General features: G+C 60.7%; 16 protein-coding genes. 12 read left to right on the plus strand and 4 right to left on the minus strand.

Going from position 1 to position 18,799, the window contains the following annotated elements:
• Positions 1 to 41: 41 nt before the first annotated feature.
• Genes ASD60_RS17690 through ASD60_RS17700 form a run of 3 tightly spaced genes read left to right on the plus strand, consistent with a single transcriptional unit; the run spans position 42 to position 2,919 of the window.
• Entirely contained in the window at positions 42 to 416 is a 375-nt protein-coding gene (locus tag ASD60_RS17690; RefSeq protein WP_056855231.1) for a GtrA family protein, read from the plus strand.
• Positions 413 to 1,378 (plus strand): glycosyltransferase family 2 protein, encoded by a 966-nt coding sequence (locus tag ASD60_RS17695; RefSeq protein WP_056855232.1) that lies wholly within the window; start codon positions 413 to 415, stop codon positions 1,376 to 1,378. Before ASD60_RS17690 ends, ASD60_RS17695 begins: the two co-directional genes overlap by 4 nt.
• Before the next feature lie 23 nt (positions 1,379 to 1,401).
• On the plus strand, positions 1,402 to 2,919 hold the full coding sequence (locus ASD60_RS17700) for a glycosyltransferase family 39 protein (protein ID WP_236708481.1): 1,518 nt from the start codon (positions 1,402 to 1,404) through the stop codon (positions 2,917 to 2,919).
• A 35-nt stretch (positions 2,920 to 2,954) separates the two neighbouring features.
• On the opposite strand, the gene ASD60_RS17705 is transcribed toward ASD60_RS17700, so the two are convergent.
• Positions 2,955 to 4,574 (minus strand): FMN-binding glutamate synthase family protein, encoded by a 1,620-nt coding sequence (locus ASD60_RS17705; RefSeq protein WP_056855234.1) that lies wholly within the window; start codon positions 4,572 to 4,574, stop codon positions 2,955 to 2,957.
• A 203-nt stretch (positions 4,575 to 4,777) separates the two neighbouring features.
• Entirely contained in the window at positions 4,778 to 5,578 is an 801-nt protein-coding gene (locus tag ASD60_RS17710) for a helix-turn-helix transcriptional regulator (protein WP_056855235.1), read from the minus strand.
• 126 nt (positions 5,579 to 5,704) lie between these two features.
• Here ASD60_RS17710 and ASD60_RS17715 point away from each other — a divergent pair, with 126 nt between their 5' ends.
• The 5 genes from ASD60_RS17715 (at position 5,705) to ASD60_RS17735 (ending at position 9,674) form a co-directional block, all read left to right on the plus strand.
• Positions 5,705 to 6,526 carry a carbon-nitrogen hydrolase family protein gene (locus ASD60_RS17715; RefSeq protein WP_056855236.1) on the plus strand — a complete coding sequence of 274 codons (822 nt, stop codon included), beginning with the start codon at positions 5,705 to 5,707 and terminating at the stop codon, positions 6,524 to 6,526.
• 176 nt (positions 6,527 to 6,702) lie between these two features.
• Positions 6,703 to 8,028, plus strand: coding sequence for an APC family permease (locus ASD60_RS17720; protein WP_056855237.1), 1,326 nt, complete (start codon positions 6,703 to 6,705; stop codon positions 8,026 to 8,028).
• Between the two features lie 69 nt (positions 8,029 to 8,097).
• The gene (locus ASD60_RS17725) at positions 8,098 to 8,511 is read left to right on the plus strand and encodes an NUDIX hydrolase (RefSeq protein WP_056855238.1); all 414 of its coding nucleotides are present in this window, start codon (positions 8,098 to 8,100) and stop codon (positions 8,509 to 8,511) included.
• A gap of 24 nt (positions 8,512 to 8,535) precedes the next feature.
• The gene (locus ASD60_RS17730) at positions 8,536 to 9,174 is read left to right on the plus strand and encodes a LysE family translocator (RefSeq protein ID WP_056855239.1); all 639 of its coding nucleotides are present in this window, start codon (positions 8,536 to 8,538) and stop codon (positions 9,172 to 9,174) included.
• Positions 9,175 to 9,176: 2 nt separating this feature from the next.
• Entirely contained in the window at positions 9,177 to 9,674 is a 498-nt protein-coding gene (locus ASD60_RS17735) for a GNAT family N-acetyltransferase (protein WP_056855240.1), read from the plus strand.
• A gap of 1,404 nt (positions 9,675 to 11,078) precedes the next feature.
• Here ASD60_RS17735 and metR read toward each other — a convergent pair.
• Positions 11,079 to 11,996, minus strand: coding sequence for a transcriptional regulator MetR (gene metR, locus ASD60_RS17740; protein ID WP_056855241.1), 918 nt, complete (start codon positions 11,994 to 11,996; stop codon positions 11,079 to 11,081).
• Positions 11,997 to 12,106: 110 nt separating this feature from the next.
• Between metR and metE the strand changes: the two genes are divergently transcribed.
• The 4 genes from metE to ASD60_RS17760 all read left to right on the plus strand — a co-directional run bounded on the left by metE (position 12,107) and on the right by ASD60_RS17760 (position 17,369).
• Positions 12,107 to 14,419, plus strand: coding sequence for a 5-methyltetrahydropteroyltriglutamate--homocysteine S-methyltransferase (gene metE / locus ASD60_RS17745; protein ID WP_056855242.1), 2,313 nt, complete (start codon positions 12,107 to 12,109; stop codon positions 14,417 to 14,419).
• 190 nt (positions 14,420 to 14,609) lie between these two features.
• Complete coding sequence (locus ASD60_RS17750; protein ID WP_056855243.1) at positions 14,610 to 15,641, plus strand: alpha/beta fold hydrolase; 1,032 nt, start codon at positions 14,610 to 14,612, stop codon at positions 15,639 to 15,641.
• 127 nt (positions 15,642 to 15,768) lie between these two features.
• The gene (locus ASD60_RS17755) at positions 15,769 to 16,464 is read left to right on the plus strand and encodes a hypothetical protein (protein ID WP_056855244.1); all 696 of its coding nucleotides are present in this window, start codon (positions 15,769 to 15,771) and stop codon (positions 16,462 to 16,464) included.
• A complete protein-coding gene (locus tag ASD60_RS17760) occupies positions 16,461 to 17,369 on the plus strand; it encodes a hypothetical protein (protein ID WP_056855245.1) in 909 nt (302 codons plus the stop codon). Before ASD60_RS17755 ends, ASD60_RS17760 begins: the two co-directional genes overlap by 4 nt.
• A 111-nt stretch (positions 17,370 to 17,480) precedes the next feature.
• On the opposite strand, the gene ASD60_RS17765 is transcribed toward ASD60_RS17760, so the two are convergent.
• Positions 17,481 to 18,761, minus strand: coding sequence for a sigma-54-dependent transcriptional regulator (locus tag ASD60_RS17765; protein ID WP_236708482.1), 1,281 nt, complete (start codon positions 18,759 to 18,761; stop codon positions 17,481 to 17,483).
• Positions 18,762 to 18,799: the final 38 nt, after the last annotated feature.

Below are 18,799 nucleotides of genomic sequence, written 5' to 3' on the forward strand. Positions count from 1 at the left end.
TACATATGAGTCGCAACGGGTTCCAGCAAAGGATCGTCAGCATGAGACGTCTGTGGCGTGGGTTTTCCAGCTACATGGTGATCGGGGTCGCCAACACCCTGATTCACTGGCAGATCTTTTTCCTGCTCAGCGTGGCTGCCGGGTTCAGCCAGGCGGTCAGCAATCTGGTGGCGTTTTGCGTGGCCGCCTCGTTTTCCTTTTACATGAATGGGCTCTACACCTTTGACAGCAAGCTGTCGGTTGGCGGTTATCTGCTGTTCATGACAGCGATGGGCGCGTTGAGTTACGGCGTCGGTCATGCCGGTGATGTGTGGCGACTGCATGGTTTGCTGACCGTGGCGCTGTTTTCCGCGTTGAGCCTGGTGCTCGGTTTCCTGTTTTCCAAGTACGTGGTGTTCCGCGAGCGTGGCGTATGAAGGTCTCGCTGATCGTCCCGGTGTTCAACGAAGAGCAGTCGATCAACCTGTTTTATCAGGCGGTGCGCCGTGAATTGAGACTGGGCGATATCGACGTCGAAATCGTCTTCATCAACGATGGCAGTTCCGACCGCACTGCTGAGCAGGCCGCAGCCCTGGCAGAGTCGGATGATCAGGTGATGCTGATCAATTTCTCCCGCAACTTCGGCAAGGAGCCGGCACTGTTCGCCGGACTGGAGCATGCCACCGGTGATGCGGTGATCCCGATGGACGTCGACCTGCAGGACCCGATCAGCGTGATCCCGTTGCTCATCGAAAAATGGCAAAAAGGCGCCGATGTGGTGTTGGCCAAGCGTCGCGATCGACGGTCTGACAGCTATTTGAAGCGGCACAGTGCGTCGCTGTTCTACCACCTGTTGAATCGCATTTCGTACACGCGCATCGAAGAGAACGTCGGAGATTTCCGCCTCATGGACCGCAAGGTGGTCGATGTGATTCGCGCGTTGCCCGAGCATCAATTGTTCATGAAAGGCGTGCTGTCCTGGGCCGGCTTCAACACCGTTGTAGTCAGCTACGAGCGCGCCCCGCGAGTAGCGGGCAACAGTAAATTCAATGGCTGGAAACTGTGGAACCTGGCGCTGGAAGGGGTCACGTCGTTCAGCACCGTGCCGTTGCGGCTCTGGACCTATGTCGGTGGTCTTGTGTCATTGTTCGCTGTGCTGTACGCGGTGTACATGGTGCTGGACAAGATTGTCTACGGCAACAGCGTCCCCGGTTACCCCTCTTTGATGACCGCCATTCTGTTCCTTGGAGGCGTGCAACTGATCGGCATCGGCATCCTCGGCGAGTACATCGGGCGGATCTACATCGAGGCCAAGCATCGGCCGCGGTATGTCATCAAGGACATCGTAAAAAGTACCCACAAGACGACAGAAAAACCCGCGATGACCAAAAGCCTGTGAGCACGATAACGCGGGTGGCTGAGATGCCTGTGAGCCAGCAGCGGCTGTACCGTGCGGGATTGATGGCGTTGGTTATGCTGGCGCTGTTGCTCAGGTTCCACGGGATGTCTGTTCCGGTGATCTGGTATGACGAAGCCTTCAGTGTGTTGCTGAGTGAGCGCTCGCCGGCGCTGATCTGGGCCGCAACGGCCCGTGACGTTCACCCGCCGCTCTATTATGTGATTCTGCATTACTGGGTGCTGTTGTTTGGTCACAGCGTGATTTCCTTGCGCGGGCTGAGTGCGGTGGCGGACGTGGGGGCGCTGATGCTTTGCCTCAAACTGATGAGCCTCGTCGCGACGCGCAGAGCGACGATCTTTGCCGGACTGATGCTGGTGCTGTTGCCGCTCTCGCTTCGCTATAGCCAGGAAGTGCGCATGTACACCTTGCTCGGCTTTTGGCTGATGGCGGCGACGGTCGCTTTGGTGTGCTGGAGCCGGCAGCCGCAAGCGCGGCTTTACGCGATTGCCTATGTCCTGCTGATGGCTGCGGCGTTTTACACCCACTACTTTGCCGCGCTGTGTGTGTTAGTACATTGGCTGTACTGGTCGGGATTCGGGGATGGTGAGCCGGCGGCGTTGCCCATTCGAAAATGGCTGATGGCCAATGTCGCGATAGTCGCGCTCTACCTGCCCTGGTTGCCCAATCTCATTGATCAGCTCAGACGTATGGATGGGCTCGAGTGGGTGGCACCCACAACCTGGGAGATGCTGCCGGGGCTTGTTTCGCGCTGCATCATGATGGTGTCGGCGACCGGTGGCGGGTTGTGGTGGGCGCTGCTGGTCACGGCATTGATGCTCGCCTGTTGTGTCCTGGCATTGCGGTACGGGCGTGCTGATCGCCGCTCGACGTTCCTGTTGATGGCTTATTTCTTTGTGCCGGCCATCGCGGTTTTTCTGGTGTCCTTGATCATTCCGGTGTTCGTCACGCGTTACCTGGTGTTTGCCGCACTCGGCTTGCCTCTGCTTGCGGCGCTCGCCCTGGATGGACTGGCAAAACAGCGGCCGCTGATGGCTTACCTCTGTCTGAGTCTGTTTCTAGCCGCCGAGGTGCATGGCGCACTGAAGGTCTATGCACAGGAGGACGGTTTGAATGGTACCGACGTTCGCAAGTTGGCCTGGCTGGATTCGGTGGCAGAGGGCATCAATCGCCAGGCCCAGGCGGGCGATGAGATCGTGGTCGATGGTCTGTTCTGGTATCTGCCTTTCACTTACTACAACGCCACGGGTATCCAGCCAAGGCTCTACATCTCCCGTTCGCCGGACGGGACGCCGCAGGGGCCTTACGACTATGGCGGCTGGCGCCTCATTCCGCAGCGTCTGGACTGGATTTTTTTCAGCAATGTATCGACCTTGAAACCCGTCGCCAAAAGAATCTGGTGGGTGACGGGCAAGCCCAGGCCCGAGGACGTAGTGACATTCCCCAAGGACTGGAAGCAGACGCTGACGGTCAAAGGGAATGAAGCCGAAGCTCGCCTGTTCATTCTGGACGGCGGACGCTGAAGTCATCCCAAATCTTCAGCGCCGCACTATCGGCGTCAGGCCGCCGCAATCTCATTGGGCTCGAAACTGTCCGCCCGCGCCATCTGCCACATCCGCGAATAGAACTCGCCATTCACTTCGCCGGTCAGCAACTCACCGGGTTTGAGGAACACATGCAGTTGCGAGAACAACTTGATTTCGGTCGCCGACATGCGCCGCACCAGGTGCTTGGCCGACAATTGCGACGGATGTTCGAGACCGGCCGCAGCGAGCATTTCGGCCAGGCCCTTGAGGGTGTTGCGGTGGAAGTTGTAGACGCGCTGGGCCTTGTCCGGCACCACCAGCGCGCGCTGACGCAGGGCGTCCTGAGTCGCGACACCGGTCGGGCATTTGTTGGTATGGCAGCTTTGCGACTGGATGCAGCCGATGGCGAACATGAAACCGCGTGCCGAGTTGGCCCAGTCGGCACCGATGGCCAAGACGCTGGCGATGTCGAAAGCGCTGACGATCTTGCCGCTGGCGCCGAGTTTGATCTTGTCCCGCAGATTCAGGCCGACCAGCGTGTTGTGTACGAACAGCAGACCTTCACGCATCGGCACGCCGATGTGATCGGTGAATTCCACGGGCGCCGCGCCGGTGCCGCCTTCCTTGCCATCGACGACGATGAAGTCCGGGAGAATGCCGGTTTCCAGCATCGCCTTGGCAATACCCATGAACTCCCACGGATGCCCCAGGCAGAACTTGAAGCCCACCGGTTTGCCGCCGGACAGCTCACGCAATTGCTGGATGAAATGCATCAATTCGATCGGCGTGGAAAACGCACTGTGGCGAGACGGCGAGATGCAGTCTTCACCCATCAGGATGCCGCGGGTTTCGGCGATTTCCCGGGTGACCTTGTGCTTGGGCAAGATTCCGCCGTGACCGGGTTTGGCGCCCTGGCTCATCTTGATTTCGATCATCCGTACTTGCGGTGTTTGCGCCTGTGCGGCGAAGCGTTCCGGGTCGAAGCGGCCGTCGCTGGTGCGGCAACCGAAGTAGCCGCTGCCCAGTTCCCAGGTCAGGTCGCCGCCGTGTTCGCGATGATAGGGGCTGATGCTGCCCTCACCGGTGTCATGGGCGAAGTTGCCGAGTTTGGCGCCCTGATTCAACGCACGGATGGCGTTGGCGCTGAGCGAACCGAAACTCATGGCCGAGATGTTGAACACCGACGCGGAATACGGCTGGCTGCACTGCGGGCCGCCGACGGTCACTCGAAAACCGCTCGGGTCGCTCAACGGTGCCGGGCGCATGGAGTGGCCGATGAACTCGAAGCCCGATTGATAGACGTCGATCAGGGTGCCGAACGGTTTGTCGGCGCTTTCGTTCTTGGCCCGGGAATAGACCAGCGAACGCTGGGCGCGGGAGAAGGGCAGGGCATCGCTGTCGGATTCGAGCAGGTACTGGCGGATTTCCGGGCGAATGCCTTCGACCAGATAGCGGATATTGCCGAGGATCGGGTAATTGCGGCGCACTGCATGGGGGCTTTGCAGCAGGTCGAACAGGCCGATCAGGCTGAGCACGCCCGTGACCGCAGTGATCGGCCAGAGCCAGTCGTGTTCGAGGAAAGGCAGGCTGGCGAGGGTGAAGATCACGCAGACGGCAAAGAAGGCGTAGCGGCTCAGGAGTGACAGGCTCATACGGTTTCCTTGGGTTCGGACTCAATTATTCGGTGGCAACAGCGCATTTGTGGCGAGGGAGCTCGCTCCCGCTCGGTTGCGCAGCAGCCGCAAAACCTGTTGATGGATTTTGTCTGACTGATTGCGGTGTTGGTTTTGGGACCGCTTCGCGGTCCAGCGGGAGCAAGCTCCCTCGCCACAGGTGTCCTGCAATGCAGGGGTTATCAGGCATTTTGTGCCTGGAGAAAAATCGAAAACAGCTCGGACTGGGACTTGATCCCCAGCTTGCTGTACATGTGTTTCTTATGGACTTTCACGGTCTCGATGGAAATTTCCAGTTTGCGGGCGATTTCCTTGCTGGAGCAGCCACTGAGCATCAAGCGCCCGACATCCAGCTCCCGGGCGGTCAGTTGCGCGCCCTTGAGTTGCTGCACCGACGCTTCGAGCTGCACCCGCCAATCGCCCTGTACCGGCGTCGGGGCGAGAGCCACCGTTTCGTTGATCTCGTAGGGCAGGCGCTGACGCAACAACCCGAGCACCCACGGCTGGATCAACGACAGCAAGGCAATCTGTCCGGCGCTGAAACGTTGCTGGCTGCCCAGTGACAGGCACAGCGTGCGGTCGCCTTCGAGCTGGCAATTAAACTGTATTTCGTCGGCCACGACATTCACACGAAAGTATCGTTGATAGTACTCGGTGAGTTCGAAATGCTCCGGCGCCACTTCCGACAGGCGATACAAACCGGTGCGCGATTGTTCGCGGCAGGCGATGTAGAACGGATCGAGCAGGTACAAACCGCGCAGGTAATCCTGGAACAACGGGTCGGGGCCACCATCGACACCCGGCGATTCGGCGAACACTTGTGGATGCCGGTCGGCGCTGAACAGCAGCGCGACCCAGCTGTCGCAGGGCACGTACTGATCCAGCAAGCGGACCAGTTGCGTCCAGAAATTGGGCTTGTCCAGGGCGTCGATCAATTGCCCCACCGAGCGGTGCCAGGCGATGTCGTCCAACGAGAGTGCCATGCATCTACCCCTATCGTGTTACCCCAGCGGCGTGATTTCCCGGCCGCTCGCTTGCTGCGCATACTGGCGCACAGACAGCGACCGGGCAATCTTTCTCCCAGCCCGGCCTTAGAACAAGGACTACCCATGAAGGTCGAACTCGCCCAACTGGCGGGCCGTGACAACGACACGGCTTACAACCTCGAACGTGCCCTGACGGCAATCAACGTTTGCGCCGCCGACACGCAACTGATCATGTTCCCTGAAAGCCACTTGATGGGCTTTCCGTCGGCCGAGTCCGTGGCTCAAGTTGCCGAACCCTTGGACGGCCCCACCGTCAGCGCCATTGTCGCCGCCGCCCGTGAACGCAATATTGCTGTGGTCGTCGGTACCGCCGAGCGCGACAACGGTCGTTTCTACAACACCACGCTGCTGATCACCCCCGAAGGCATTGCCTTGAAGTACCGCAAGACGCACCTGTGGGCGTCGGATCGCGGCGTGTTCGAGGCCGGCGACCGCTACGCCACTTGCCTGTGGAACGGTGTGCGCGTTGGCCTGCTGATTTGCTACGACATTGAGTTCCCTGAAAGCGCCCGCGCCCTGGCGCAACTCGGTGCCGAGTTGCTGCTGGTGACCAACGGCAACATGGACCCCTACGGCCCGACGCACCGCACCGCCATCATGGCTCGCGCCCAGGAAAACCAGGCGTTCGCGCTGATGGTCAACCGTGTGGAAGAGGGCGATGGCGGCTTGCTGTTCGCCGGTGGCAGCGCGCTGGTCGATCCCCTGGGCACGCTGTTGTTCGAAGCTGGCCGTGAGGAAGGGCAGTTTGCGGTTGAGCTGGACCTGAACCGCTTGACGGCGGCGCGGCAGGATTACCGCTACCTGGATGATCAGCGGCTGAAGTTGCCGGGGGAAATGGTCGAGCATGCTTGCGGATTGCGCGAGCTGCTGATTCCTTCTCGATAACCGTTAACCCGATCGTTCCCACGCTCTGCGTGGGAATGCATCAACGGACGCTCCGCGTTCGGCTGTGAAGGGGGCGCGGAGCGTCCCGGGCTGCATTCCCACGCGGAGCGTGGGAACGATCATTGCGCCGAATTCGGCTCTGCCATAAATCCAATAAAATTCCGGAGTAGTCGCTCATGGCTCGTTTGCAACGCACCCTGTCATTAGGGTCGGTGGTGCTGTTTGGCATCGCCTACATGACGCCGATCATTGTGCTCGGCACCTTTGGCATCCTCGCTCAATCCACCGCCGGCATGGTACCGGCCGCGTACCTCGCGGCGCTGGTGGCGATGTTTTTCACCGCCATGAGCTACGGGCGCATGGCCTCGGCGTTCCCGGTGGCTGGCTCGGCCTACAGCTATGTGCGCAAGGCCATCAGCCCGAAACTCGGGTTCATCGCCGGTTGGGCGGTGCTGCTCGATTATCTGTTCTTGCCGATGGCGATCTGGCTGATCGGCGCGGCCTACCTCAATTCCGCGTTCCCGGCGGTGCCGCAGTGGCTCTGGGTGCTTGCATTCATCGGCATCACCAGCGCCATCAACATCGTCGGCCTGAAGCTGGCCAACGGCATTAACGCCTTGCTGATGCTGGTGCAGTTTCTGGTGCTGATCGCTTTCGTCGCACTGTGTGTGCACTACGTCGGTGGCGATGCGAGCACACCGTTGTGGTCGATCAAGCCGTTCTTCAATGGCGACATGCAAATGCCGTTGATCATGAGTGGCGCGGCCATCGCCTGTTATTCGTTCCTCGGTTTCGACGCGGTCAGCACCCTGACCGAAGAAACCCGTGACCCACGCCGCACCATCCCGCGGGCAATCATGCTGATCACCCTGATCGGCGGCCTGATTTTCGTCGGCGTGTCGTACTTCGTGCAGATCGCCCATCCGTCGTTCCAGTTCAACAGTGTCGACTCGGCTGCCTACGAGATCGCCCGCAATATCGGCGGCGACCTGTTCGTGTCGATCTTCCTGATCGGCCTGATCGTCGGCCAGTTCGCCTCGGGCCTGTCGGCGCAAGCCAGTGGTTCGCGCCTGCTGTATGCCATGGGCCGTGACGGCGTGTTGTCCAAGTCGTTTTTCGGCACCTTGCACCAGCGCTTCGGCACACCGATCAACAGCATCCTGCTCTGCGCAGTGGTGGCTTTGCTGGCATTGAAGCTGGACGTTACCACCTCGACTTCCTTCATCAACTTCGGCGCATTCCTGGCGTTCAGCCTGGTAAACCTGTCGGTGATTTTCCATTACTGGATCGGCGGCGAGAAAAAAGGCCTGCGCCAATTCGTGTTGTTCCTGCTGTTCCCGTTCATCGGCCTGGCAGCGGATTTGTGGCTGATGGTCAGCCTCGATCACCTCGCCATCTACCTGGGGCTGAGCTGGCTGGCGATCGGTGTGGTGTACCTGGCGGTGCTGACCGGTGGGTTCCGTCGACAGCCGCCGGAGATGGATTTCCAGGAAGCCGCATAAGGCGAGGCCTTTGCTCACGAATGGCGGACATGTGATCCTTGCCGTTTTTGAGTCAAAGGCCTTTTGTTCATGTCGACACTTATCCACATCGCCGCCGCCCTGCTGATCGGTCCCGACGGTCGAACCCTTCTGGTGCGCAAGCGCGGTACCCAGGCGTTCATGCAACCGGGGGGCAAGATCGAAGCCCAAGAGCAACCCGTCAACGCGCTGGCCCGTGAACTGGAAGAAGAACTGGGTCTGCTCATCGATCCGGCGCACGGCACGTTCCTCGGGCAGTTCTCGGCGCCTGCCGCCAATGAACCGGGATGTGTCGTAAAGGCTGAGATATTTCTGCTGACCATCGATGCAGAGGTCACCCCGGCGTCCGAGATCGAAGAAGTGCTCTGGATAGATCCGGCCACCGACGGCGATGTCATCCTGGCGCCATTGACACGGGATCTGATCCTGCCGTTTTATCGAGCTTCGCTGACCGCGATCGCTTGATCATTTACGCAAAGGACTTCGCCCATGATCCCGCTTCAGGACTTGCTGATCTTTGCCGCCGCCGCTCTGTTGATGGTGCTGACGCCGGGGCCCAACATGATCTATCTGATCTCCCGCTCGATCTGCCAGGGACGCGCGGCGGGGGTGACGTCGTTGCTCGGCGTGGTCGCGGGTTTTTTCGTCCATCTGTTTGCGGCGGCGGCCGGTCTGACCGCCGTGTTCCTCGCGGTACCGATGGCTTATGAAGTGCTGAAGTGGGCCGGCGCGCTGTACCTGTTATGGCTGGCCTGGCAGGCGGTCAAACCCGGTGCGCGCTCGCCGTTCGAGGCCCGGCAGTTGCCGCCGGACTCTGCGCGCAAACTGATCACCATGGGGTTTCTGACCAGCGCGCTGAATCCGAAGATCGCGGTTTTTTATCTCTCGGTTTTTCCTCAGTTCATCACCCCGGAACACGGTTCTGTGTTCACCCAAAGCATCGTCCTTGGCCTGACCCAGATCAGCGTCAGTTTCTGCGTCAACCTGATGATCGCCGTGTTCGCGGCGGGCATTGCCTCGTGGTTTGTCAACAACCCGACATGGCTGGCGATGCAACGTTACTTCATGGGCTTCGTGCTGTCGGCACTGGCGCTGCGCTTGATACTTGAGCAAAAGCGGATGGCCTGAACATGTGGATCGAACGGCTGGATGCCAGCCACGCACTGGACTATCGGGCGTTGATGCTCGAAGCCTATGACCTGCATCCGCAAGCCTTCACTTCAAGCGTACGCGAACGTGCGGCGATGCCATTGAGCTGGTGGGAATCGCGTCTGACCAGCAAGCTCGATGTGGTGCTGGGGGCGTTCGAAGAGGGCAAGTTGGCGGGCATTGTCGGGCTGGCGTTCGAACCACGGGAAAAGGCCCGGCACAAGGCGACGCTGTTTGGCATGTACGTGTCCGCCAATGTGCGCCGGCGAGGGCTCGGCATGCAATTGGTGGAGGCGGTTCTGGCCGAGGGGCGATGCCATCGCGAACTCAGGCTGATCAAACTGACGGTCACGGCCGGTAACGATGCGGCGTTCAATTTGTACCAACGCTGCGGCTTCATCCAGTTCGGCCTTGAGCCAATGGCCGTGCGGGTTGGCGAGGAGTACTTCGACAAGATCCATATGTGGCGCGAAATCTGAAAGCTAAGCGAATGATCGTTCCCACGCTCTGCGTGGGCACGCCTCAACGGACGCTCCGCGTTCGGCTCTGGATGGGACGCGGAGCGTCCCGGGCTGCGTTCCCACGCAGAGCGTGGGGAACGATCGTGTAAAGGATGTTCTGCGAATGATCGTTCCCACGCTCTGCGTGGGCACGCCTCAACGGACGCTCCGCGTTCGGCTCTGGAGGGGACGCGGAGCGTCCCGGGCTGCGTTCCCACGCAGAGCGTGGGGAACGATCGTGTAAAGGATGNCCTCAACGGACGCTCCGCGTTCGGCTCTGGAGGGGACGCGGAGCGTCCCGGGCTGCGTTCCCACGCAGAGCGTGGGGAACGATCGTGTAAAGGATGTTCTGCGAATGATCGCTCCCACGCTCTGCGTGGGCACGCCTCAACGGACGCTCCGCGTTCGGCTCTGGAGGGGACGCGGAGCGTCCCGGGCTGCATTCGCACGCAGAGCGTGGGGAACGATCGTGTAAAGGATGCTCCGCGAATGATCGTTCCCACGCTCTGCGTGGTAACGCCTCAACGGACGCTCCGCGTTCGGCTCTGGATGGGACGCGGAGCGTCCCGGGCTGCGTTCCCACGCAGAGCGTGGGGAACGATCGTGTAAAGGATNGCCTCAACGGACGCTCCGCGTTCGGCTCTGGATGGGACGCGGAGCGTCCCGGGCTGCGTTCCCACGCAGAGCGTGGGGAACGATCGTGTAAAGGATGCTCCGCGAATGATCGCTCCCACACTCTGCGTGGGCACGCCTCAACGGACGCTCCGCGTTCGGCTCTGGAGGGGACGCGGAGCGTCCCGGGCTGCATTCCCACGCAGAGCGTGGGGAACGATCGTGTAAAGGATGTTCTGCGAATGATCGTTCCCACGCTCTGCGTGGGCACGCCTCAACGGACGCTCCGCGCTCGGCTCTGGAGGGGACGCGGAGCGTCCCGGGCTGCGTTCCCACGCAGAGCGTGGGGAACGATCGTGTAAAGGATGCTCAGCGAATGATCGTTCCCACGCTCTGCGTGGTAACGCCTCAACGGACGCTCCGCGTTCGGCTCTGGAGGGGACGCGGAGCGTCCCGGGCTGCGTTCCCACGCAGAGCGTGGGGAACGATCGTGTAAAGGATGNCCTCAACGGACGCTCCGCGTTCGGCTCTGGAGGGGACGCGGAGCGTCCCGGGCTGCGTTCCCACGCAGAGCGTGGGGAACGATCGTGTAAAGGATGTTCTGCGAATGATCGTTCCCACGCTCTGCGTGGGAACGCCTCAACGGACGCTCCGCGTTCGGCTCTTGATGGGACGCGGAGCGTCCCGGGCTGCATTCCCACGCAGAGCGTGGGAACGATCGGGTAAGGCGCCTTCGCGGGCAAGCCTCGCGCCTGCAGGGGATTCGTCGTTTTAGCGAACTGCGCTAACCCCGTCCAATGTCGAAAACGACGTGTCCTTGGCCGTCAGCAAAAAATCCCTCATATACGGCGCATCCAGCATGTCCGCCCGAATGGCTGCATACAGCGTCGCAAACAAGCCTTTCTCACCCAACCGCTTGGCCTTCACATAGCCCCGTGAACTGTATTCATGCAGCGCCCAGTGGGGCATGCCGCACACACCGCGTCCGCTGGCCACCAGCTGCATCATCATCACGGTCAGTTCCGAAGTACGGACCTGGGCCGGTTCGACGTCGGCGGGTTCGAGGAAGCGCGTGAAGATATCCAGGCGATCCCGTTCCACCGGGTAGGTGATCAGGGTTTCCGTGAGCAGGTCTTCCGGGACGATGTACGCCTTGCTGGCCAATTTGTGCTGGTTGGCCACAGCGAGCATCGCCTCGTAAGTGAACAACGGCACGTAGGTGATGCCGACCAGGTCCACCGGATCGGAGGTGACCACCAGGTCCAGATCGCCACGGGCCAGGGCGGGCAGCGGGGCGAAGGAGAAGCCCGAGGCCAGGTCCAGCTCGACTTCCGGCCAGGCATCGCGGAACTGGTCGATGGTCGGCATCAGCCATTGGAAGCAGCTGTGGCATTCGATAGCCATGTGCAAGCGCCCGGCGGTGCCACCGGCCAGTCGCGCAATGTCACGCTCGGCAGCACGCAGCAGCGGCAGGGTAGCGTCGGCCAGTTGCAGCAGGCGCAAACCGGCGCTGGTGAAACGCACCGGTTTGGTCTTGCGCACGAACAGCGGCATGCCCATGCGCTCTTCCAGTTCCTTGAACTGATGGGACAGCGCCGACTGGGTCAGATGCAGGCGGTCGGCGGCATCCACCAGGCTGTCGGCTTCGCGCAAGGCGTGCAAGGTCTTGAGGTGACGGATTTCAAGCACCGTGGGGCTCCATGAGGAAAACTTGTGATCAACACGAAAAGGTTGAGTTTGTCTCATGTTGCCTTGGCTGTCGACAATAGTGCCATTATTTACACAGGAGCACCTTCGACATGGCCGTGGCCCACACCCTTGGTTTCCCGCGCATCGGCGCTGACCGCGAACTGAAAAAAGCCCTCGAGTCGTATTGGCAGGGCGACATTGACCACAATGCATTGAACAGCGTTGGCCGCCAGTTGCGCGCCACCCACTGGCAATTGCAGAAGGACGCCGGGATCGACCTGCTGCCGGTCGGCGACTTCGCCTGGTACGACCAGGTATTGACCCACTCTCTGACCTTCGGCGTGATCCCCGAGCGTTTCGACAACACCCGGGACGAGCGCGGCCTGCCGACCCTCGACACGCTGTTCGCCATGGCCCGGGGCGCCACCGCGACCTGCTGCGGCGGCGAACATGACCAGGCGCAGTATGCGCAAGAGTTGACCAAGTGGTTCGACACCAACTACCACTACCTGGTCCCGGAATTCACGGCTGACCAGTCCTTCAAATTGAGCTGGGAACAGCTGTTCGACGAAGTCGAGGAAGCCAAGGCCCTGGGCCATACCGTCAAACCGGTCATCATCGGCCCGTTGACTTATCTCTGGCTGGGCAAAGCCAAAGGCAACGACTTCGACAAACTCGACCTGCTGGAACGCCTGCTGCCGATCTATGGCGAAATCCTCGGTCGCCTCGCCGCCCAAGGCGTGGAGTGGGTGCAGATCGACGAACCGATCCTGACCCTTGACCTGCCGCAAGCGTGGAAAAACGCCTTCGAACGCGCTTACCACATCCTTCAATATTCGCCGCTGAAAAAACTGCTGGCGACTTACTTCAGCGGCCTGCAAGACAACCTCGGTCTGGCCGTCGGCCTGCCGGTGCAAGGCCTGCACATCGACGCGGTGCGTGCCCCGGATCAACTGCTGCACGTGCTCGACCGTCTGCCGATCTACAAGATTCTTTCAGTGGGGCTGGTCAATGGTCGCAACGTCTGGCGCTGCGAACTGGAGCCGGTGCTGGCACAACTGCAGTTTGCCCAGGAGCGCTTTGGCGACAACCTGTGGGTCAGCAGTTCCTGCTCGCTGCTGCACAGCCCGGTGGATCTGGAGCGTGAAGACAAGCTCGACCCGGAACTGAAAAGCTGGCTGGCCTTTGCCGTGCAAAAGTGTGGCGAAATCGCGGTTTTGCGTGATGCCTTGAACGATCCTCAGGCTCCCAAGGTGCAAGCGGCCCTGGCCGAAAGTCGTGCCATTCGGATCAGCCGCGCCGAGTCGCCACGCATCCACAAAACCGAAGTACAGGCACGTATCGCGGCGATAGGCCCGAACGACAGCCAGCGCCAGTCACCGTTCGCCGAGCGCATCGAGCAGCAGCGGGCACGCCTGAAACTGCCGGCATTCCCGACCACCACCATCGGTTCGTTCCCGCAGACCGCTTCGATTCGTCTGGCCCGCCAGGCGCACAAGCAAGGCAAGCTGTCTGTGAACGACTACACCGACGCCATGCGTCACGAAATCCGTCACTCGATACAGGTTCAAGAACAACTGGGGCTGGACGTGCTGGTGCACGGTGAAGCCGAGCGCAACGACATGGTCGAGTACTTTGCCGAGCAACTCGATGGTTATGCCTTCACCCGTTTCGGCTGGGTCCAGAGCTACGGTTCGCGTTGCGTGAAACCGGCGATCATCTACGGCGACCTGAGCCGCCCTAAAGCCATGACCGTCGACTGGATAAGCTATGCGCAGAGCCAGACCGACAAAGTCATGAAAGGCATGCTCACCGGTCCCGTGACCATGCTGATGTGGTCGTTCCCGCGCGAAGACATTTCGCGCAAAGTCCAGGCGCAGCAACTGGCCCTGGCCCTGCGTGATGAGGTACTGGACCTGGAAGCTGCCGGGATCAAGATCGTGCAGATCGACGAAGCGGCGTTCCGTGAAGGCCTGCCGCTGCGCCGGGCGCAATGGCAGGAGTATCTGGACTGGGCCGTGCATGCATTCCGCCTGAGCGCCAGCGGTGTGCGTGATGAAACCCAGGTCCACACCCACATGTGCTACAGCGAATTCAACGACGTGATCGAAGCCATCGCGGCCATGGACGCTGATGTGATCACCATTGAAACCTCGCGTTCGGACATGGAACTGCTGGAAGCCTTCAAGGCGTTCGATTACCCGAACGACATCGGCCCGGGCGTCTATGACATCCACTCGCCACGGGTGCCGGACACGGCGGAAATGGTCAAGCTGATGGCCAAAGCGGTACAGCGCATTCCGGCCGAACGCTTGTGGGTCAACCCCGATTGCGGTCTGAAAACCCGTGCCTGGCCGGAGACTGAGGCGGCGTTGGTGAACATGGTGGCGGCAGCGCGACAGTTGCGCAGTCAGTTGGCTTGACGAAGATCAAAAGATCTCCGCCTGCGGGGAAATCTAAACACCCGCAGGAGCTGCCGCAGGCGGCGATCTTACTGATTGGAAAATGACCGCCCGGCACTCTTCATCAAACTGTCATGGAAGTGTGGCAGCGCGCTTGAACAAACTTCATCAGACTCGCGCTCTACTGGGGTTCTGCGTTTTGGTGTTTTTCATGTGTGTTTTTTTATCGAGAATAGTATTTTTGGCCGCATGTCTGTTCGGCCTGCCGTCCTTGGCGGCGTCTCGTTGCGATGTCGATGTACCGACCGAGCGAGTCGATCTGGATCAGGTGAGCCTGGCGTATCAAAGCATCGGCCGTGCCTCGGACCCGGCGCTGCTGCTGGTGATGGGGCTGGGCGGGCAATTGATTCACTGGCCCGACGAAGTGGTGGTCGCATTGTGTCAGCAGGGCTTTCGCGTGATCCGTTATGACAATCGCGATGTCGGCTTGTCGACCTGGCGGCATACGCCGCTCGAGGCCAACCTGACGTTTGAAGTGCTGCGCTACAAACTCGGTCTGCCGGTGTCGGCACCGTACTCGTTGACCGACATGGCGAACGACGGCCTGGGCCTGATGGACGCGTTACACATCGAGCAGTTCCATGTGCTGGGTGCGAGCATGGGCGGAATGATCGCCCAGCACATGGCGGCCATGGCGCCGCAACGGGTCGAGAGCCTGACCCTGATCATGACCACTTCCGGTGCCGAGGGCTTGCCGGCACCGAGTGCGGCGCTGGTGCAATTGCTGTCGCGGCGTGGAGCGCCCAACCGCCAGGTCGCCCTGGAGCAACAGGCCGATTTGCTGGCGGCGCTGGGCAGTCCGACGGTGGCCGATGATCGTGAAGCACTGCTGCATCAAGCGGCATTGTCCTATGACCGGGCGTTCAATCCCGAAGGCGTGAAGCGGCAGATCATGGCGATTCTCGCCGAGCCGAGTCGGGTGGCACTGCTTAACCAATTGCGGGTGCCGGCGCTGGTGGTGCATGGCACCGCCGACCCTTTGCTGCCGGTGATGCATGGCGTGCACCTGGCGGCGCATTTGCGTGGCAGTCAGTTGAAGCTGATTCCGGGCCTGGCCCATCGTTTTCAGGAAGCGTTCAAGGCGCCGTTACTGGCGGCGGTGCTGCCGTATTTGCGCGAACATCGCGACGACACTTCCCACTGGGCGCAGATCGAGCCGGTAGCCGAGCACAATCTCTTGTAACCCGTGACCACAGGGGCTTGCTGTCAGCTGACAAAACACTGTCGTCAAAAATATATCAATGTGCCACTATTGTTTGCGTCGTCGCTGTCGATACAGACAGCGACTTTCAATCATAGGGACTTGATCCATGTTTTTTCACGCTCTACGCACCCTCGCTGCAGTCACTTTGCTCGCCTGCCTGACCCTCACCGGCTGCGCCAACGTCCAACCTCCCGTACCGCTCGACCAACAATTCTGGGATGCCAAGGAGCCGACCATCGGCGTCGCAATCAGCGAATTACCGCCGCCAGTACTGGCCTTGACCGGCAATCAGGGGCTTCTCGATTACGCGATCAACGCGGGCGTCAACAGCAAGCTCAGCGACAACGTCAAAACCTGGCAAGTGCGCGATTTCGAAACCCTGCCGGATACCATCGTCGCCAAGTTGCAAGCCAAGGGCTACAAAGCCAAGCGCATCGACGACAAGGTTGATCTGAAGGCCTACAAGGAAACCAAATTTCGCGAAGGCTACACGATCAAAGACCTGACCCCGATGAAAGCCAAGTACGGTATCGATCGCTTGCTGCTGGTGTACGTCACCGCCACCGGTGCGACCCGCAGCTACTACAGCATCGTGCCGACCAGCGTGCCGATGGCGCAAGTGGGCGGGCAGGGCATGGTGGTTGATCTGGCCGACAACAAACTGCTGTGGTTCCAGCCATTTGTCGCGGTACAAGCGGCACAGGGTGAGTGGGACGAACCGACCTACACCAACTTGTCGAACGCGTTCTACCAGGCTGTGGATAACAGCCGTCAGCAAATGATCACCCCGTTCGCCAAATGAAGCGCTCAATCGTAGCGGCCGGCGCACTGGCCCTGCTGATGGTGACTGGCTGTGCGCAGAAGCCGGCTCCCGAGGCCGGTTTCAAGGACCACGGGGCGTTGCCTTATGTTCAAGCACACGGACTCAAGGTCGATGTGCAGGTAACGCAAGCCTTCGTCGGCGCCAGCACCGTGATTGACAGCCAAGAGGCGTTGAAGGCTGCGTCTTCGAGTCAGGCGCTGTTGCTCAGTTCGGGCACCAGCGCCGGGTTGGCGGGGGTGTTGGTAGCCAGTCTGGTCAATACCCAGATGGGCAGCGGCACCTTGCAGCGTGATGCGGAAAAGTCCGCCCTCAAGGACTCACGCCCCATGGCGGATCTGCTTGCCGGCGTACCCTTGCAGGAGCGCTTGCAGCAACGCTATCAGCATGCCGCGCAAGTGGCCGGATTAAAGCAGGGCGAAGGGCAGGTGACGGCGCGTTTGTTGATTGAGCCGAAACTGATGTTGACCCCCGATCGCGGCAGTTTTGTCCTGGTCAATCAGGTTCAGGTCCAGGACATCGCCGGGTCGCCGCTGTACCGCATGCGCATCGAAGTGACCAGCCAGCCGATCCGTCGTTGCGGTAGCCAATGCGTCGATGACGGTGGCCTTGAACTGGCGAAAGTCACCGCGGTGCTCGATGAGTGCATCGACGAGTCCATGCGCGTGCTGGCCACGGACTTGATGCAACCGACTCCGCCACCGGCCGCTCAGGAAACCTTGCGTTACGTGCTCGATGGCCGGCGTGTGGTCGAACGTGGCTATCAACTGGCGAACAACGGCAACTATTGGCGTTACCGCAATCTTTACGGCGCGGTGAAATCCGTACCGGTGCCGTTCGAGGATGCGCTGACCCAGGCGCAGCTTGAGAAAGTGTACGGACGCTAAACCCCAAACCTGTAGGAGCCGGCTTGCTGGCGATAGCGGTCTAATAGTCAAATCAATGCTGACTGACATACCGCCATCGCCAGCAAGCCGGCTCCTACAGGGATTGGTGAATCAGTGGCTCAAACCGTACTTCTTCACTTTGTCGAACAGCGTGGTCTTGGCCATGCCGAGTTCCTGGCTGGCCTGGGTCAAATTGCCGCCGCTGCGCTGCAAGGCATCGCTCAACAGGTTGCGTTCGAACGCTTCCACCGCTTCGGCAAACGCCAGGCCTTGGGCGCTGCCACTTGCGCCGGGTTTCTTGAATGCCGGCAGGCCTAAGGCAAAGCGCTCGGCGACGTTGCGCAGTTCGCGCACGTTACCCGGCCAATCGTGGCTCATCAGGTTCGACAGGGTCTGGTTATCCAGTTCCGGTGCGATACGGTCGAAGCGCAAGGACGACTGCTGCAAGAAATACTCGAACAATTGCAGGATGTCTTCGCGACGCTCACGCAGCGGTGGCAGTTCCAGGGTTACCACGTTGAGGCGGTAATACAGGTCGCTGCGGAATTCGCCGGCCTTGCTCGATTCGTCGAGGTCGGATTTGGTCGCCGCGATCACCCGGCAATCCACCGCCACACTCTGGTTCGAACCGAGGCGTTCGAGGGTGCGCTCCTGCAATACTCGCAGCAGCTTGATCTGCAAGGGCAGGGGCATGCTTTCCACTTCATCGAGGAACAGCGTGCCGCCGTCGGCGTGTTCGATCTTGCCGATTCGCCGTTTGCCGGCGCCGGTGAAGGCGTTGGCCTCGTGGCCGAAGATTTCGCTCTCGAACAGGTTTTCCGGCAGGCCGCCGCAGTTCAGCGCCACGAATTGCTTGGTGTGCCGACGACTGAAGTCGTGCAGGCAGCGGGCAACCAATTCCTTGCCAGTGCCGGTTTCACCCTCGATCAGCACGTTGGCCGAAGTATCGGCGACGTTGGCGATCAATTCGCGCAAGTTTTGCATGGCCGGCGAACGGCCGATGATCCGCCCTTCGAGGGAGTCGCGCTCGGCCAGTTGCCGACGCAACGACGAGACTTCCCGCGCCAGACTGCGTTGCTCCAGCGCGCGCCGCGCTACGTCCACCAGGCGCTCCGGGGAGAACGGTTTCTCCATGAAGTCATAGGCGCCTTTCTGCATCGCGCCGACGGCCATGGAAATATCGCCGTGGCCGGTAATCAGCACCACCGGCAAACTGCGATCTCGCTCCTTGAGGCGGCCCAGCAACTCCAGGCCATCGATGCCCGGCAGGCGAATGTCGCTGATGACGATGCCGGCAAAGTTGTCGCCGACCCGCTCGAGGGCTTCTTCTGCACTGGCGACACCTACGCACGGAATGTCTTCCAGGGTCAGCGCCTGTTGGCAGCCAAGCAGCACGTGGGGGTCGTCTTCGACGATCAATACACTAAGGT

Source organism: Pseudomonas sp. Root562 (assembly GCF_001427125.1).
In the GTDB taxonomy this organism is placed as follows: domain Bacteria; phylum Pseudomonadota; class Gammaproteobacteria; order Pseudomonadales; family Pseudomonadaceae; genus Aquipseudomonas.

Excerpts from the sequence above, each read along its gene's own strand:
- ASD60_RS17700 (WP_236708481.1), top strand. The coding sequence starts at position 1,402 with ATGCCTGTGAGCCAGCAGCGGCTGTACCGTGCGGGATTGATGGCGTTG.
- ASD60_RS17720 (WP_056855237.1), top strand. The coding sequence starts at position 6,703 with ATGGCTCGTTTGCAACGCACCCTGTCATTAGGGTCGGTGGTGCTGTTT.
- ASD60_RS17730 (WP_056855239.1), top strand. The coding sequence starts at position 8,536 with ATGATCCCGCTTCAGGACTTGCTGATCTTTGCCGCCGCCGCTCTGTTG.
- ASD60_RS17705 (WP_056855234.1), bottom strand. The coding sequence starts at position 4,574 with ATGAGCCTGTCACTCCTGAGCCGCTACGCCTTCTTTGCCGTCTGCGTG.
- ASD60_RS17690 (WP_056855231.1), top strand. The coding sequence starts at position 42 with ATGAGACGTCTGTGGCGTGGGTTTTCCAGCTACATGGTGATCGGGGTC.
- metE (WP_056855242.1), top strand. The coding sequence starts at position 12,107 with ATGGCCGTGGCCCACACCCTTGGTTTCCCGCGCATCGGCGCTGACCGC.
- ASD60_RS17725 (WP_056855238.1), top strand. The coding sequence starts at position 8,098 with ATGTCGACACTTATCCACATCGCCGCCGCCCTGCTGATCGGTCCCGAC.
- ASD60_RS17715 (WP_056855236.1), top strand. The coding sequence starts at position 5,705 with ATGAAGGTCGAACTCGCCCAACTGGCGGGCCGTGACAACGACACGGCT.
- ASD60_RS17760 (WP_056855245.1), top strand. The coding sequence starts at position 16,461 with ATGAAGCGCTCAATCGTAGCGGCCGGCGCACTGGCCCTGCTGATGGTG.
- ASD60_RS17735 (WP_056855240.1), top strand. The coding sequence starts at position 9,177 with ATGTGGATCGAACGGCTGGATGCCAGCCACGCACTGGACTATCGGGCG.
- ASD60_RS17750 (WP_056855243.1), top strand. The coding sequence starts at position 14,610 with ATGTGTGTTTTTTTATCGAGAATAGTATTTTTGGCCGCATGTCTGTTC.
- ASD60_RS17695 (WP_056855232.1), top strand. The coding sequence starts at position 413 with ATGAAGGTCTCGCTGATCGTCCCGGTGTTCAACGAAGAGCAGTCGATC.
- ASD60_RS17710 (WP_056855235.1), bottom strand. The coding sequence starts at position 5,578 with ATGGCACTCTCGTTGGACGACATCGCCTGGCACCGCTCGGTGGGGCAA.
- ASD60_RS17755 (WP_056855244.1), top strand. The coding sequence starts at position 15,769 with ATGTTTTTTCACGCTCTACGCACCCTCGCTGCAGTCACTTTGCTCGCC.